Genomic DNA, 15107 nt, shown 5'->3' with positions numbered 1-15107 from the left:
CGGGCTGGTCGGACAGTTTGCTACCCATGGTGTTGGTCGGGGTGGTGCTGGCAGACTTCACGTCAGCCTCCTCGCTGCTAGACCCAGTGGGGAGGCACCCTCTTTTCGGTGCCGGGACGCATCTGTCTGTCAGCTCACTGATCGGCGCTCCCGGCCGGCCACGCGGTCGGCCTTGGCGCACAGCCCTGTCGACGATCACGGCGTCCCGGGTGACCGCCGGGCCCTGCAGAACTCATGCTGGACCTCTCACGGTCGAGCGAGCAGGGCAGTGACCCGACGGCACCTGGGGTGCATCAGCGGCCCATCCAGGACCGCCGACGCGAGGAAGGTAGTCCAGTGAGCACGCCGCTCTCGCTCGTGCTGGCGCTGGTCCTGCTGGCGCTCAACGCGTTCTTCGTCGCCACCGAGTTCGCGCTGGTCTCGGCCCGACGCAGCCAGATCGAGCCACGCGCCCAGGAGGGGTCGGGGCTGGCCCGGCGTACCCTCCGGGCGATGGAGGACGTCGCCTCCATGATCGCCGGCATCCAGCTCGGCGTGACGGTGTGCTCGGTGCTGCTGGGCGCGGTGGCGGAGCCGGCCGTCGGCCACGTGATCGCGCCGGTGCTGCACGCCGCCCGTGTGCCCGAGGACTTCGCCCATCCGATCGCGCTCGCGGTCGCGCTGGTGCTGGTGGCGTTCCTGCACGTGGTGCTCGGCGAGATGGTGCCCAAGAACGTCACCCTCGCGCTGCCCGAGCGGGCGGTGCTGATCCTGGCGCCGGTCATGTTCGCCGTGGTGAGCGTGCTGCGGCCGCTGATCGTCGTCCTCGACGCCGTCGCGCGCGGCACGCTGCGGCTGCTGCGGGTGGAGCCCAAGCAGGAGGTGACCTCGGCGTTCACCCGCGAGGAGGTCGCCGCGATGGTGGAGGAGTCGCGGGGCGAGGGCCTGCTGCAACCGGGGGAGTACGACCGGCTGGCCGGCGCCCTCGGCTTCACCGAGAAGACCGTCGCCGACGTCGTCCTCCCGGTGGACTCCCTGACGACGGAACGACGCGGCGCCTCCGGCGCCGACGTGGAGGCACTGTGCGCCGCCACCGGGTTCAGCCGCTTCCCGGTCCAGGACGACAGCGGCGAGCTGATCGGCTACCTGCACATCAAGGACGTGATCGAGCCCGACGAGGCCCGCCGGCAGCGGCCGGTCGACGAGAAGTGGATCAGGCCGTTCGCGGCCGTCACGCCGGAGGACTGGCTGCACGACGCGCTGGAGACGCTGCAGCGCCGTGGAGCGCACATGGCGCGGGTGGTCGGGCCGGACGGCGACACGCTCGGCATCGCCGCGCTCGAGGACGTGATCGAGGAGCTGGTCGGCGAGATCCGCGACGCTGCCCACGCCGAGGACCCGAATCCCACTACCGCGGGCGGCTCACCCTAGCGGCTGCGCCGGTCACCTAGGGTTGGCCCCGATGAACCCCGTGCAGGACGACCACGCAGCCCGGACCGACCGGATCTGGACCATCCCCAACGCGCTCAGCGCGCTGCGGTTGGTCGGCGTCGCCGCGTTCCTGTGGCTGGTGCTCGGCCCGCACGACGATCTCGCGGCGTTCGTCGTCCTGGTCGCCTCCGGCGTCACCGACTGGCTGGACGGCTACCTGGCGCGCAGGCTGGGCCAGCACTCCGCCCTCGGCGAACTGCTCGACCCGGTGGCCGACCGGCTCTACATCCTGGCGGTGGTGGTCGGGCTGGCGCTGCGACACGTGATCCCGTGGTGGCTGGCGGTGCTGCTGCCGCTGCGCGACGTACTGATGTGGGCGCTGGTGCCGGTCCTGCGCACCCGGGGCTACAGCGCCCTGCCGGTGCACTTCCTCGGCAAGGCAGCCACCTTCAGCCTGCTCTACGCCTTCCCCCTGCTGCTGCTCAGCGACGGTGACGGCGTCCTCCCGATGCTGGCCCGGGTGCTCGGCTGGTCCTTCGCGCTGTGGGGCATCGTGCTCTACTGGTGGGCCGGCCTGCTCTACGGCTGGCAGACTCGGCAGCTGCTGCGGACCACGCCACCGACGCGCCGCGGCCGTACGGCGGAGCTGCGATGAGCGGCACCCCGACACCGCTGCCCGAGCGGGTGCGGATCCCGCTGCTGCAACTGATCACCCAGGAGTCGCTCGACGAGGACTACCACCACGTGGCCAACCGCCGGCACGCGGCGGGCCACCCCGCGGCGCGGTCGAGTCGGGGACGGACCGGGCTGACCGCGGTGGCGGTGATCCTCTTCGGCCTGCTGGTCAGCATCGCGGCGGTGCAGACCTCGCGGACGGCCCCGATCCGCAGTGCCAGCAACGAGCAGCTCATCGCCCGGATCAACGACCGCCGCGCCGCCGTCGCCGCGCAGCAGAAGACGATCGCGCAACTGCGCCAGGAGAACACCGCCGGCGACGCCGCCTACGGCGCGCTGGGGCAGTCGCTGAGCCACGCCACCGCCACCCAGCAGTCCCTACTGAAGAAGACCGGCTGGGGCGAGGTGCACGGCCCCGGCGTCCAGGTCAGGATCGACGACGCCCCGAACGGCGGCAGCAGCGGCCAGGTGCGCGACTCCGATCTGGCCGGGCTGGTCAACGGCCTGTGGCAGGCGGGCGCGACGGCCATCGCGGTCAACGGCGAGCGGGTCACCGCACTGAGCTCACTGCGCAACACCGCGAGCACGGTGCGCATCAACGACGTGTCGCTCTCGCCGCCGTACACGGTCGTCGCGCTGGGCGACACCAAGACGCTGCAGTCGCGCTTCGTGGCCACCACGTCCGGGATCCGGTTGAACAACCTGACTTCCCAGTTCGGGATGCCCTTCAGCATGCACAATGAGGGCAACCTGACCGTGCCGGCCGCACCGATGTCCATGCTGACACTGCGGTACGCCGCGGTGGAGGCGCAGAAGAGCCAAGAGAAGGAGTCGCCGTGATCGCCGCCCTGGGTCTGGTGGTCGGCATCGTGTTGGGCCTCGTCTTCCGGCCGGCGGTGCCGGACGGGCTCGAGCCCTACCTGCCGATCGCCGTGGTCGCCGCTCTCGACGCCGTCTTCGGCGCGCTGCGGGCCTTCCTCGATGGGATCTTCGACGACAAGGTGTTCGTGGTCTCCTTCGTCAGCAACGTGGTGATCGCCGCCGGCATCGTGTGGATGGGGGACAAGCTCGGCGTCGGCGGCCAGCTGTCCACCGGCGTCATCGTCGTCCTCGGGATCCGGATCTTCTCCAACGTGGCGGCGATCCGACGGCACCTGTTCCATGCCTGAGCCGATGTCCCAGCCGGCCTCCCGCCACACCGGCACGACGGGCCGCCGCCGGCTGCTCGAGGCCCTCACCCACGCCCGCCGCGGCCAGGCCGTGGTCGCCGTACTGCTGGCCGCGGTCGGGTTCGGGGCGGTCCTCCAGGTGCGCACCAACGACAACGACTCCACCTACGCCGGCTACCGCGAGCAGGACCTCATCCAGGTGCTCAACGGCCTGGCCGGCACCAGTCAGCGCGCCCAGTCCGAGATCGCCCGGCTGCAGCAGTCCCGAAGCAAGCTGGAGTCGGACACCTCCAAGCGGCAGGCGGCGCTGGACCAGGCCAACACCCAGGACACCACCCTGCGGATCCTGGCCGGTCTGGTGCCGGTCACCGGCCCCGGTATCCGGATCACCATCACCGAGACCACCGGGCAGGTCAACGTCGACTCCTTCATCGACCTGGTCGAGGAGCTGCGCTCGGCCGGCGCCGAGGCGATCCAGATCAACGGCAAGGCCCGCCTGGTCGCGCAGTCGTCCTTCGGGCAGGGCGCCGACGGCCTGTACGTCGACCACCAGCTGCTGACTCCGCCGTACACCGTCGACGTGATCGGTGAGCCGGCCACGCTCGCCGGTGCCGTCACCTTCGCCCGCGGCCCGCAGGACGAGTTCGCCGACGACGGCGCGCAGGTGAAAGTGACGCAGGTGCCCTCGCTGGACATCAAGTCGGTGCGCAAGGACACCGACCAGTAGGACACAGTAGGGTTTCGCACGTCCGGCCCGACAAGATCACCCGACGAGATCGACAGGAGAGGTCGCAGTGTCCGTGTACCCGGAGGACCTGAAGTACACCAGCGAGCACGAGTGGCTGCGCACCCCCGGCGAGCACGAGGGGGCGGTCCGGATCGGCATCACCGACTTCGCCCAGGACGCCCTCGGCGACATCGTCTACGTGTCCCTGCCCGAGGTCGGCGAGACCGTCGCCGCCGGCGCGACCTGCGGCGAGCTGGAGTCCACCAAGTCCGTCAGCGACGTCTACGCCCCGGTCTCGGGCGAGGTGGTCGCCGTCAACGGCGGCCTGGACGCCACGCCCGAGCTCGTCAACGACGACCCGTACGGCGGTGGCTGGCTCTTCGAGGTCGTGCCCTCCGACCCGGCCGAGCTGGACGGTCTGCTGGACGCCGCGGCGTACCAAGCCACGCTTGCCGGCTGAGCCGGTTCGGGAGTCCGATGAAGGCCCGCGAACCTGGTAGTTTCGACGTACCGGCACCCTCACCGTCCGGTTGAGGGTCAGTGATGAGGAGTGGTGATGACCTGCACCAACTGCGGCAGCGAGAACCCCGCGGAGGCGCGGTTCTGCTCGCAGTGCGGCGCCGCGCTTCCGACGGCTCCCTCCGACGCCACCGCCACGATCCGGATCTCCGACCCGCGCACCGACACCTCCGACCGGTTGCTGAGCCCGGTCGACGCCGCCGCCGTGGACGGCCTGCCCGCGGGCAGCGCCCTGCTGGTGGTGCAGCGCGGGCCCGGCTCGGGGAGCCGCTTCCTGCTCGACAAGGACGCGGTGGACGCCGGCCGGCACCCCGACAGCGACATCTTCCTCGACGACGTGACGGTCTCGCGGCACCATGCGGAGTTCAGCCGGGTCGGTGAGACCTACTCGGTGACCGACGTCGGCAGCCTCAACGGCACCTACGTCAACCGCGACCGGATCGAGAACGTCGTGCTCAAGGACGGCGACGAGGTGCAGATCGGCAAGTTCCGCCTGGTCTTCTACGCCGGCCACGGCGATGCGGCGGCGGGTGCCTGACGCGGTGGCGGCACACCCTCTCGCCGACGGTGCGGAACTGCTCAACATCGGGCAGGTCCTGGATCTGCTGCGGCCCGACTTCCCGGGGCTGATCAGCATCCCGAAGATCCGGCTGCTCGAGGACGACGGGCTGATCTCGCCGGAGCGGACGCCGTCGGGCTACCGCAAGTTCTCCCAGGCGGACGTGGAGCGGATCCGCTACATCCTGCGGATGCAGCGCGACCACTACCTGCCCAAGAAGGTGATCGCCGAGCACCTCGACGCGATCGACCGCGGGCTCGAGCCACCGGCCCCGGCTCCGGTGGTGCCGACGGTGCCCACCGTCGCGGTCGCCTCCGACGGCACGCCCAGCGCTGAGTCGTTCCGCCGTACCGACAACCTGCGGCTCTCCCGCAAGGAGCTGATCAAGATCGCCGAGGTGAGCGACGAGCTCCTGACCGAGCTCGAGGACGCCAAGCTGATCGTGCCGGTGCGTGGCCACTACGACACCGATGCGCTGGTGATCGCGCAGACCGCGCGCGAGCTGGCCGCCTTCGGGCTCGAGCCGCGCCACCTGCGGGGCATGAAGGCCGCCGCCGACCGTGAGGTGGGTCTGGTGCAGCAGATCGTGGCGCCACAGCTGCGCGCCAACGACCCGGCCGCCCGGGCGCGCGCCGAGGAGACCGCGGCCGAGGTCGCGGCGCTGTCGGTGCGGCTGCACGCCACCCTGGTCAAGGCCGGACTGCGGCGCTCCTGAGGCCGGCGACTCGGGCCGCTCAGGTCGCCGCTCGACGCGGGGTAGGGTGGAACACGTGCGAGAGGTAGACGTCCTGGGCGTCCGGGTGGAGATGCCCTCCAACCAGCCACTGGTCCTGCTCCGCGAGGTCGCGGGGGAGCGCTACCTGCCGATCTGGATCGGCGCGGTGGAGGCGACCGCGATCGCCTTCGCCCAGCAGGGCGTGGTGCCGCCGAGGCCGCTGACCCACGACCTGCTCAAGAACATCCTCGACGCCACCGGCAACGAGCTGACCGAGGTGCAGATCACCGAGGTCAAGGACGGCGTCTTCTACGCCTCCCTCGTCTTCGGCACCGGCGTCGCGGTCTCGGCGCGCCCCTCGGACTCGATCGCGCTGGCGCTGCGCACCGGCACCCGCATCGTGTGCGCCGAGGAGGTGCTGGCGGAGGCTGGTCTCGCCGTACCGGCGGAGCAGGAGGACGAGGTGGAGCGGTTCCGGGAGTTCCTCGACCAGGTCACGCCGGAGGACTTCGAGTCTCGCTGACCGTCAACCTCACCCTCAAGTTGAGGTTGAGGGTTGCGACACGCCGAGAGAGTCTTTGACCCCGCGGCCGTGGCGGCCTACCTTGAAGTGTCTCTGGTGTAACTCCACCGTTGTGGTCCTTCGGCTGCGCGGCTTCCCCGAACGGAGTTACGCTCGACCGGAGTAGACCACGGAGGATCGCGTGAACGAGCACGAGCAGGAGTCCGGCGCCAGCGCCGAGGCGGTCCTGGCGGCGGAGCAGGCCGAGGAGCAGGGGCTGCTCTTCACCGACGATGTCTCCCCGCTCCCGAGCGATCTGGGCTATCGCGGTCCGACCGCGTGCAACGCGGCCGGCATCACCTATCGGCAGCTCGACTACTGGGCGCGCACCGGGCTGATCGAGCCGAGCGTGCGCGGTGCCAGCGGATCGGGCTCACAGCGGCTCTACTCCTTCCGCGACATCCTGATCCTCAAGGTCATCAAGCGCCTGCTCGACGCCGGGATCTCGCTGCAGCAGATCCGGACCGCCGTCACCCACCTGCGCGAGCGCGGCACCGACGACCTGACCCGCGTGACGCTGATGAGCGACGGTGCCTCGGTCTACGAGTGCACCAGCAACGACGAGGTCATCGACCTGCTCCAGGGCGGTCAGGGTGTGTTCGGCATCGCGATCGGTGGAGTCTGGCGCGAGATCGAGGGCAGCCTCTCCGAGCTGCCGAGCGAGCGCGCCGGCACCGACGAGGCCCAGGCCGGGCCGATGCCCGGCGACGAGCTGGCCGCGCGGCGCGCGGCTCGCAACGCCGGCTGAGCCGCCGCACGATCCTCCCCGCGGGCTCCGAGTCGTCGAATGACGGCGTGGAGCCCGCGGTCGTCTAGACTGGCGGTGCCGACCATCCCGCGTGGGAGAGCTCGATCGCGAGCGCCGAAGGGGCAATTCCTCCCCGGAACCTCTCAGGCACCAGGACCATGCGGGCAGGCGACTCTGGAGCTCGACCGGTGATCCGGGCTGGTGACAGAGGGGGAGGGCGACCTGACCGTGCGTCCCCGAGGAGCCCTCGTGTCCGACCGTCCGTCCCTGTCCGCGTTGGACGGTGCCTCGCCGTTCGTCGAGCGCCACGTCGGTCTCTCCGACGCCGACGTCACGGCCATGCTGGAGCAGCTCGGCTTCGCCTCGCTGGACGCACTGATGGACGCCGCCGTGCCCGCCGGCATCCGATCCACCGAGCCGCTGAACCTGCCCACCGCGCTGAGTGAGCCCCAGGTGGCCGCGCTGGCCCGCGAGATCGCCGCCAGCAACCGCCCCGGCGAGGCGATGATCGGTCTCGGCTACCACGGGACCATCACGCCGGCGGTGATCCGGCGCAACGTGCTCGAGGACCCAAGCTGGTACACGGCCTACACGCCCTACCAGCCGGAGATCTCCCAGGGCCGGCTGGAGGCGCTGATCAACTTCCAGACCATGGTCGGCGACCTGACCGGGCTGCCGACCGCGAACGCCTCGCTGCTCGACGAGGGCACCGCCGCGGCCGAGGCCATGACGCTGGTACGCCGCGCGCAGAAGAAGGCCACCGGGCCGTTCGTGGTCGACGCCGACGCGCTGCCGCAGACCATCGACGTGGTGCGCACTCGTGCCGAGGCGATGGGCATCGAGGTTGTGGTGGCCCCGCTCACCGACGGGCTGCCCGAGGGCGAGCTGTGCGGCGTGCTGGTGCAGTACCCCGGCGTCTCCGGCCGGGTGCTCGACCCGCGACCGGTCGTCGCGGCGGCCCACGAGCGCGGCGCGCTCGTGGTGGTTGCCGCCGACCTGCTCGCGCTCACGTTGCTGGAGGCGCCCGGGGCGCTCGGCGCCGATGTGGTGATCGGGTCCTCGCAGCGCTTCGGCGTACCGCTGTTCTACGGCGGGCCGCACGCCGGCTACATGGCCGTCGCAGCCGGACTCGAGCGGCACATGCCAGGCCGGCTCGTCGGGGTCTCGGTCGACGCCGAGGGCCGCCCGGCGTACCGCCTCGCCCTGCAGACCCGCGAACAGCACATCCGGCGGGACAAGGCGACCTCGAACATCTGCACCGCCCAGGTGCTGCTCGCCGTGACCGCGTCCATGTACGCCGTCTACCACGGGCCGCAGGGGCTGACCGACATCGCGACCCGCACCCATCGGTACGCCGCGGTGCTAGCCGCCGGCCTCAGGGCCGGCGGCTACGGCGTGGCCAGCGAGGAGTTCTTCGACACCCTGACCGTGAGCGCGCCCGGCGCGGCCGCCGCGATCGTGGCGAAGGCGCGCGACCTCGGCATCCACCTGCGCCACATCGACGCCGACACGGTGGGGCTCTCGACCTCGGAGACGACTACCCGGTCCACGCTGACCTCGGTGCTGACGGCGTTCGGGGTGACCGCCGATCTCGACGAGCTCGACCGGATCACCGGTGACGCGCTACCGGCCGGCCTGCTGCGCACGACGCCGTTCCTGACCCATGAGGTGTTCTCGGCGCATCGCAGCGAGACCCAGATGCTGCGCTACCTGCACAAGCTGGCCGCACGGGACTACGCCTTGGACCTGGGCATGATCCCGCTCGGCTCGTGCACGATGAAGCTCAACGCCACCACCGAGATGGAGCCGATCTCGCTGCCCGGCTTCGCCGACCTGCACCCGTTCGTGCCGGCCGAGGACGCCGTCGGCTACGCCCGGCTCGTCGCCGAGCTGGAGGGCTGGCTCGAGGAGGTCACCGGCTACGACCGGGTTTCCATCCAGCCGAACGCCGGCTCTCAGGGCGAGCTGGCCGGGCTGCTGGCGATCCGGGGCTACCACCGAGCGCGCGGGGAGAGCCGGCGCGACGTGTGCCTGCTGCCCGCCTCGGCCCACGGCACCAACGCCGCCTCGGCGGTGATGGCCGGGATGAGGGTGGTCGTGGTGAAGTCGGCGCCGGACGGCACCGTCGACCTCGACGACCTGCGCGCGCAGTGCGAGAAGCACGCCGAGGACCTGGCCGCGATCATGGTGACCTACCCCTCGACGCACGGGGTCTACGAGGAGGGCATCACGCAGCTGTGCGAGATCGTGCACGAGCACGGTGGGCAGGTCTACATCGACGGCGCGAACCTCAATGCGCTGCTGGGCTACGCCCGGCCTGGCCGGTTCGGCGGGGATGTCTCCCACCTGAACCTGCACAAGACGTTCTGCATCCCGCACGGTGGTGGCGGGCCCGGGGTGGGGCCGGTCGGGGTGCGGGCGCACCTGGCGCCGTACCTGCCCTCGCACGGGATGCACCCCGACGAGGCGAAGCGTGCCGGGATCGGCCCGATCTCGGCGGCGCCGTACGGCTCGGCGGGGATCCTGCCGATCTCGTGGGCCTACATCCGGTTGATGGGCGCGGCCGGGCTGACCAAGGCCACCGCGTCGGCCGTGCTGGCGGCCAACTACGTGGCCGCGCGGCTCGCCGAGCACTTCCCGGTGCTCTACCGCGGCGAGTCGGGCCTGGTCGCCCACGAGTGCATCCTCGACCTGCGGGAGATCACCAGGCAGACCGGCGTGACGGTCGACGACGTCGCCAAGCGGCTGATCGACTACGGCTTCCACGCCCCGACGATGTCGTTCCCGGTCGCCGGCACGCTGATGGTGGAGCCGACCGAGTCCGAGAACCTGGCCGAGCTTGACCGGTTCATCGACGCGATGATCGCGATCAAGGGCGAGATCGACCGGGTCGCGGCGGGGGAGTGGACCGCGGAGAACAGCGTGCTGCGCGGCGCGCCGCACACCGCCCGGGCGCTGGTCGGCGAGTGGGACCGCCCCTACAGCCGCGAGCTCGCGGTCTTCCCGGGCGGCATCTCGGCGGACAAGTACTGGCCGCCGGTGGCCCGCATCGACAACGCGTACGGCGACCGCAACCTGGTGTGCGCCTGCCCGCCGCCGGAGGCCTTCGCCGACTGACCACCCCGTTGAGAGGTCACTTTCGGCCCGTCGAGTGTCCAGCCGGGACAGTCGATCCGCCGAGAGCGACCTCTCAACGCGCCGAAAGTGACCTCTCGGTCCGCCGAAAGTGACCTCTCAACGCGCGGAAAGTGACCTCTCAACGCGGGTGGAGGAGTGTCAGCGCAGGGCGAGGGTGGAGCCGGTCCGCGACTTGGTGACCAGCAGCTGGGTCGGGATCCGGTCGCGGAGCTCGGCGACGTGGCTGACGATGCCGACCACCCGGCCGCCGTCGCGCAGTCCGTCGAGGACGTCCATCACGTCGTCGAGCGTGTCGGCGTCCAGCGAGCCGAAGCCCTCGTCGACGAAGAGCGTCTCGAGCATCGCGCCGCCGGACTCGTGACCGATCACGTCGGCCAGGCCCAGCGCGAGCGCCAGCGACACCACGAACGTCTCGCCGCCCGACAGCGTCGCGGGATCCCGGGTCTCGCCCGACCAGTCGTCGCGGACGTGGAGCGCGAGGCCGCCGCGGCGGTCGCCCGCGCCACGGCCGGCGCTGTGCTCGAGCTGGTAGCGCCGATCGCTCATCACCGCGAGCCGCTCGTTGGCCGCCGCCACCACCTGAGTGAGTCGGTAGGCGACGACGTAGGCGGACAGGGACATCTGCAGCCGGTTGTCGGCACTCTTGCCCTCGGCGAACGACGCCAGCCGGCTGACCAGCGTCAGCTCCGCGCGCAGCGGGGCCCAGGCGGCGAGCGCCTGGTCCAGCTCCTGGCGCAGCTCGGCGAGCCGAGCCAGCCGGGTGGCGCCGGTCGCGACCGCGGACTGCGCCGTACTCATCGCGGCCAGCGCCTCGGCGTGGGCGCCCTCGAGCGCGACCAGGTCGGGGGCAGGGGTGGTCGCGAGCGTCTCGGCGCCGGGCTCCGCCAGGATCGCCGTCACCACCGCAGCGCGGCGCTCGTGGTGGCGTTGGCGGGCGGTGAGGGTGGCGATCTCCTCGGCCGAGAGCTCGGCCGCCAGCGCGGCATCGACATCGGGGAATCCGGCCTCCTGCGCAGCGGCGAGGGCCGTCCCCTCGGCTTCGCCGCGCGCGGTGGTCGCACGCTCGAGCGCCTCGATGCGCGCCACCGCATCCCGCCGGTGCGCGGCCTCAGCCTCGCGCAGTGCCACCAGTTCCTCGATCGTGTCGACCGACTCCTCGGCCGGGACCGAGGCAAGGGCCTCCTCGACGGCGGCGCGCAGCTGCTCGGCCTCCTGCTCGAGGTGGTGGATCGTCGCCTGGTGGTCGGCGAACTCCGTGCGTGCCGCAGCCAGGCGCCGGGCATCCTTCTCCCGGCCGGCGTCGAACGCCTCCAGCTCGGCCACCGCGCGGTCGCGGCCGCGTGCCAGCGCGGCCGTCGCCTCCAGCTCGGCGAGCAGCGCCGGCCGCTTCTCCGGAGGGCCAGCCTGATCGCGCGCCAACTCCAGCCGCGTGACCAGCTCGCGCACCTCGACGTCGCGCAGGTGCTCCACCGCGCTCGCGTCGTCGGCGGCCTTCTGCGCCGCACGCTCGGCGGCGGCGTCCGGGGCACCGGGAACGGGCCTCGCGCGGTGCGGGTGCTCGGCGGAGCCGCAGACCGGGCAGGACGCCCCGACCGCGAGCGCGCCGGCCAACTCGGCGGCCATGCTCTCCAGTCGTGCCGCGCGGACGTCGAGCGCCGCAGAACGCAGGTCGAGGGCCGCGCGCTGCGCCTCGACGAGCGCCTGCCGGGCCGTCTCAAGCTCGACGCTCAGCGTCTCCACCAGGGCGTAGGCATCGGCCCGCTGCCGCAGCTGCGGCAGGCGCCCAGCCGCGTCGCGGGCCTCCTCGGCCCGGGTGTGCAGCAGCTCCCGCCGGGCCGGTGCCGACTCCTCGGCCTCGGCGAGCTCGGCCACGACCTCCTGCACGGCGGTCAACATCTCGGTCCGACCGGCGAGCTGAGCGTCTACCTCGGCCAGCCGGCGACCCTGGGGCAAGAGCGCCCGAGCCTGCGCCACCGCCTCGGCAACCATGGCGGCACCGGCACGTGCGGTCTCCAGATCGGCGTCCGCCGGCGCGGCCGCCCTGGCGGCGACCTCCGCCGCTCGGGCGCGGTCAGCGACGCGCTCGAGCGGGACGACCGCGGCCGCACGCCGGGCGGCCTCGACCCGCGCGCCCGCTTCGGCCAGCTCGTCGGCCTCGGCGTCGAGCTCCTGCCGCTCGGCCAGGGCGGCGGCATGACGGCGCTGGCGCTCGACCAGGCCGCGTGCGTCCTCCAGTGCGGCGCGAGCGGCCGTCTCGGCGGCCACCGCTTCGCCTGCGAGCGTGCAGGCAGCGACATGCTCGCCTTGCAGTGCGTCGCTCAGCGCGTCGGCCCAGCCGGTGAGAGCGGCCTCCTCGGCCGGAGCAGCGAGGTCGGTGAGGTCCCAGTCCTCGGGCAGCGGCGTCTCGGTCGCCTCGCTGACCCGGCTGACCACGTCGGCGACACGCTGGCCCAGGGCCTCGCTGCGACGCCGCAGCTCCAGCCGGCGCTCGCGCAGCCAGCGCTCGACGTCGGCGAACCGCTCGGTGCGGAAGAGCCGCTGCAACAGCTCCTTGCGCTCCTCGGCCCGGGCCCGCAAGAACGCCTGGAAGCGGCCCTGCGGCAGCATCGCGACCTGGGTGAACTGGCCCAGCGTCATCCCGAGCAACCCGGCGACCTGATGGCCGGCCTCGTCGAGCCGCGTGGTCAGGGTGACCCACTCGCCACCGCGACGCTCGGCGAGCACGACCGAGGCCTGCTCGGTGGTGGTGCCGGTGCCGCGCTTCTTGGGACGCTCCCAAGCGGGTGAGCGGCTGATCCGGAACCGCCTGCCGGCGAGGGTAACCTCCAGGACCACGCGCGGCGCGACCCCGGCCGGGGCGTGGTCGCTGCGCAGCCGCTTGGCCGCAGCGCGGTCGCCGGGAACGTCGCCGTACAGCGCGAAGCAGATCGCGTCCAGGACGCTGGTCTTGCCCGCGCCGGTGGCGCCGGAGAGCAGGAAGAGGCCCGAGGCGGACAGTTCGTCGAGGTCGACCTCGACCCGGCCCGCGAACGGACCGAACGCCGTGACCTCCAGCCGGTGCAGGCGCATCAGAACAGCACCTCGGCGAACTCCTCGGCCTCGCCCAGCAGCATGTCGACCTCGGGGTCCTCGCAGCAGGCGTCGACGGCCTGACCGAGCAGCGCCAGCTCCTCCTCGCTGGGCGCACTGCCACGCAGCTCGGTGACGAACTCCGCGACCAGGTCGACGTCGCGCCGGGTGGGGTCGGTGCTGGGCAGCGAGCCGATCACCGGGACGGTGGACTCGAAGCCGAGCACGAGCGTGTGCGGGAAGCGACGGCGCAGCCGCTCCATGGCCTGCAGCGGCCGGACGGTGTCGGTCAGGGTGACGTGCACCCAGGACGACTCGTGCGCGGCCAGCGCCGGGTCGGTGAGCAGCGTCTCCAGTTCGCCGCGCAACCGGGCCAGCGGCCGGGGCACGGGCGCGTCGACGAACTCGGCGGCGCTGACGCCACTGGGGCCGAGGTCGACCAGCCAGGAGCCCTTGCGGTGAGTGGCCTCGGAGAAGGAGTAGGCCAGCGGCGAGCCGCTGTAGCGCACCGTGTCGGTCAGGGTGTGCCGGCCGTGCAGGTGCCCCAGGGCGGCGTAGGAGATGCCGTCGAAGAGGGAGGTCGGCACCATCGAGACGCCGCCGACGGAGATGTCACGCTCGGAATCGCTGGGCTCGGCGCCGGCGACGAAGGCATGCGCGAGCACCACCGAGCGCGCGCCGCCCCGGCGGTCGAGGTCGTCACGGACCCGACGCATCGCCTCGCCCAGCGCGGCCGCGTGGGAGCGGGCGGAGAGCCCCCACGGCTCCCGGACCGTGTCGGGGTCGAGATAGGGCAGGCCGTAGACGGCGACCGGCCCGTGCTCGTCCTCGAGCAGGATCGGAGTGCCGACCCGGGCGGCGTCGGTGCGGATGAAGACGCCGGCGGCGTCGATCAGCTCCGAGCCGAAGCCGAGCCGGTGGGCCGAGTCGTGGTTGCCACTGGTCAGCACCACGCGCGCACGCGAGGCCGCCAGCCGGGCCAGCGCCTCGGAGGCGAGCCGCACCGCGTCGACCTGCGGCAGCGCGCGGTCGTAGACATCGCCGGAGACGACGACCAGGTCGACCCGCTCGCGCTCGACCACCTCGAGCAGATGGTCGACGAAGACGGCCTGGTGGGAGAGCATGCCCTCCCGGTGGAAGGACCTGCCCAGGTGCCAGTCGGAGGTGTGCAGGATCCGCATGACAACGACCCTAGGGAGGACCACCGACAGTCTGGGTGACCCACGCCGAGAGGGTCATGCCAGGCTAGGGCGCATGAGCGCAGACCACCGCAGCATCGAGTTGGCCAAGATCGGCGAGCATCGGTTCAAGGCGACGAACGCGCGCGGAGGAGCGGTCACCGTCGGCCATGGGGACGATCCCGACCTCACGCCGGTCGAGCTGCTGCTCGCCGGCCTGGCCGCCTGTGGCGCGCTCGACCTCGACTTCATCACCGGCAAGCGGGCGCCGTTCGAGTCGTTCGCCGCTCGCTCGGAGGGGGACGTGGTCCGCGACGAGCACGGCAACCACGTCGTCAACATCCAGGTGACCTTCGACGTGAGCTTCCCGGACGGCGACGGCGGGGACGCCGCTCGTGCGATCGTCCCCGCCACGCTCGATCGGATCCGCGACCGGCTGTGCACGGTCGGCCGGACCGTCCAGCTCGGTGCGCCGGTTCAGTACGTCGAGGGCACCCTCTAGCGGTCCGTGCTAGGACTGCGGGCCGAGGGCGAACTCCACCCGCCCTTCCGGGTCGACGGCGGCGTCGAGGATCTTGTCGTCGAGCAGCTCGGCGGCGCGCTGGTCGAGGTAGACGGTGGCGCCGTCCTGCTCCACG

The 15107-nt window shown here is 72.2% G+C and carries 14 protein-coding genes and 1 riboswitch; of the genes, 12 read left to right on the top strand and 2 right to left on the bottom strand.

Translation table 11 applies throughout. The annotated features are described in order from the left end of the window. The first annotated feature begins 336 nt into the window (after window positions 1-336). The 11 genes from VHA72_RS02480 (at window position 337) to gcvP (ending at window position 10201) form a co-directional block, all read left to right on the top strand. Window positions 337-1410, top strand: a complete 1074-nt coding sequence (locus VHA72_RS02480) for a hemolysin family protein (protein WP_325572863.1) — start codon at window positions 337-339, stop codon at window positions 1408-1410. Window positions 1411-1441: 31 nt separating this feature from the next. Further along, the gene (gene clsA, locus VHA72_RS02475) at window positions 1442-2065 is read left to right on the top strand and encodes a cardiolipin synthase ClsA (protein ID WP_325572862.1); all 624 of its coding nucleotides are present in this window, start codon (window positions 1442-1444) and stop codon (window positions 2063-2065) included. Further along, complete coding sequence (locus VHA72_RS02470; RefSeq protein WP_325572861.1) at window positions 2062-2925, top strand: DUF881 domain-containing protein; 864 nt, start codon at window positions 2062-2064, stop codon at window positions 2923-2925. Before clsA ends, VHA72_RS02470 begins: the two co-directional genes overlap by 4 nt. After that, a complete protein-coding gene (locus VHA72_RS02465) occupies window positions 2922-3254 on the top strand; it encodes a small basic family protein (RefSeq protein WP_325572860.1) in 333 nt (110 codons plus the stop codon). The genes VHA72_RS02470 and VHA72_RS02465 overlap by 4 nt, the downstream gene beginning before the upstream one ends. Continuing rightward, window positions 3247-3981 carry a DUF881 domain-containing protein gene (locus tag VHA72_RS02460; protein WP_325572859.1) on the top strand — a complete coding sequence of 245 codons (735 nt, stop codon included), beginning with the start codon at window positions 3247-3249 and terminating at the stop codon, window positions 3979-3981. The genes VHA72_RS02465 and VHA72_RS02460 overlap by 8 nt, the downstream gene beginning before the upstream one ends. A gap of 73 nt (window positions 3982-4054) precedes the next feature. Continuing rightward, the gene (gene gcvH, locus VHA72_RS02455; RefSeq protein ID WP_325572865.1) at window positions 4055-4441 is read left to right on the top strand and encodes a glycine cleavage system protein GcvH; all 387 of its coding nucleotides are present in this window, start codon (window positions 4055-4057) and stop codon (window positions 4439-4441) included. A gap of 96 nt (window positions 4442-4537) precedes the next feature. After that, entirely contained in the window at window positions 4538-5038 is a 501-nt protein-coding gene (locus VHA72_RS02450) for a zinc-ribbon and FHA domain-containing protein (RefSeq protein ID WP_325572858.1), read from the top strand. A 4-nt stretch (window positions 5039-5042) separates the two neighbouring features. Then, complete coding sequence (gene ftsR / locus VHA72_RS02445) at window positions 5043-5774, top strand: transcriptional regulator FtsR (RefSeq protein ID WP_325572857.1); 732 nt, start codon at window positions 5043-5045, stop codon at window positions 5772-5774. Window positions 5775-5829: 55 nt separating this feature from the next. Further along, entirely contained in the window at window positions 5830-6297 is a 468-nt protein-coding gene (locus VHA72_RS02440) for a bifunctional nuclease family protein (RefSeq protein ID WP_325572856.1), read from the top strand. Window positions 6298-6478: 181 nt separating this feature from the next. Continuing rightward, a complete protein-coding gene (locus VHA72_RS02435) occupies window positions 6479-7084 on the top strand; it encodes a MerR family transcriptional regulator (RefSeq protein WP_414689741.1) in 606 nt (201 codons plus the stop codon). A gap of 82 nt (window positions 7085-7166) precedes the next feature. Then, a riboswitch (glycine riboswitch) is annotated at window positions 7167-7253 on the top strand. Between the two features lie 80 nt (window positions 7254-7333). Next, on the top strand, window positions 7334-10201 hold the full coding sequence (gene gcvP / locus VHA72_RS02430) for an aminomethyl-transferring glycine dehydrogenase (protein ID WP_325572855.1): 2868 nt from the start codon (window positions 7334-7336) through the stop codon (window positions 10199-10201). A gap of 159 nt (window positions 10202-10360) precedes the next feature. Here the strand turns inward: gcvP and VHA72_RS02425 are convergent, their stop codons facing one another. Next, on the bottom strand, window positions 10361-13291 hold the full coding sequence (locus tag VHA72_RS02425; RefSeq protein WP_325572854.1) for an AAA family ATPase: 2931 nt from the start codon (window positions 13289-13291) through the stop codon (window positions 10361-10363). Further along, on the bottom strand, window positions 13291-14472 hold the full coding sequence (locus tag VHA72_RS02420; protein ID WP_325572853.1) for an exonuclease SbcCD subunit D: 1182 nt from the start codon (window positions 14470-14472) through the stop codon (window positions 13291-13293). Before VHA72_RS02420 ends, VHA72_RS02425 begins: the two co-directional genes overlap by 1 nt. Window positions 14473-14545: 73 nt before the next feature. Here VHA72_RS02420 and VHA72_RS02415 point away from each other — a divergent pair, with 73 nt between their 5' ends. After that, window positions 14546-14971, top strand: coding sequence for an OsmC family protein (locus tag VHA72_RS02415; RefSeq protein ID WP_325572852.1), 426 nt, complete (start codon window positions 14546-14548; stop codon window positions 14969-14971). Window positions 14972-15107: the final 136 nt, after the last annotated feature.

This window comes from Nocardioides sp. (assembly GCF_035547795.1).
In the GTDB taxonomy this organism is placed as follows: domain Bacteria; phylum Actinomycetota; class Actinomycetes; order Propionibacteriales; family Nocardioidaceae; genus Nocardioides.
The sequence above is the reverse complement of the archived record's forward strand: the minus strand, read 5'-3'. Positions and strand labels throughout refer to the sequence as shown.

Bases quoted from the DNA above. Each gene is read 5' to 3' on its own strand.
- VHA72_RS02460 (WP_325572859.1), top strand. From the start codon at position 3,247: ATGCCTGAGCCGATGTCCCAGCCGGCCTCCCGCCACACCGGCACGACG.
- VHA72_RS02450 (WP_325572858.1), top strand. From the start codon at position 4,538: ATGACCTGCACCAACTGCGGCAGCGAGAACCCCGCGGAGGCGCGGTTC.
- VHA72_RS02425 (WP_325572854.1), bottom strand. From the start codon at position 13,291: ATGCGCCTGCACCGGCTGGAGGTCACGGCGTTCGGTCCGTTCGCGGGC.
- VHA72_RS02470 (WP_325572861.1), top strand. From the start codon at position 2,062: ATGAGCGGCACCCCGACACCGCTGCCCGAGCGGGTGCGGATCCCGCTG.
- VHA72_RS02420 (WP_325572853.1), bottom strand. From the start codon at position 14,472: ATGCGGATCCTGCACACCTCCGACTGGCACCTGGGCAGGTCCTTCCAC.
- clsA (WP_325572862.1), top strand. From the start codon at position 1,442: ATGAACCCCGTGCAGGACGACCACGCAGCCCGGACCGACCGGATCTGG.
- VHA72_RS02415 (WP_325572852.1), top strand. From the start codon at position 14,546: ATGAGCGCAGACCACCGCAGCATCGAGTTGGCCAAGATCGGCGAGCAT.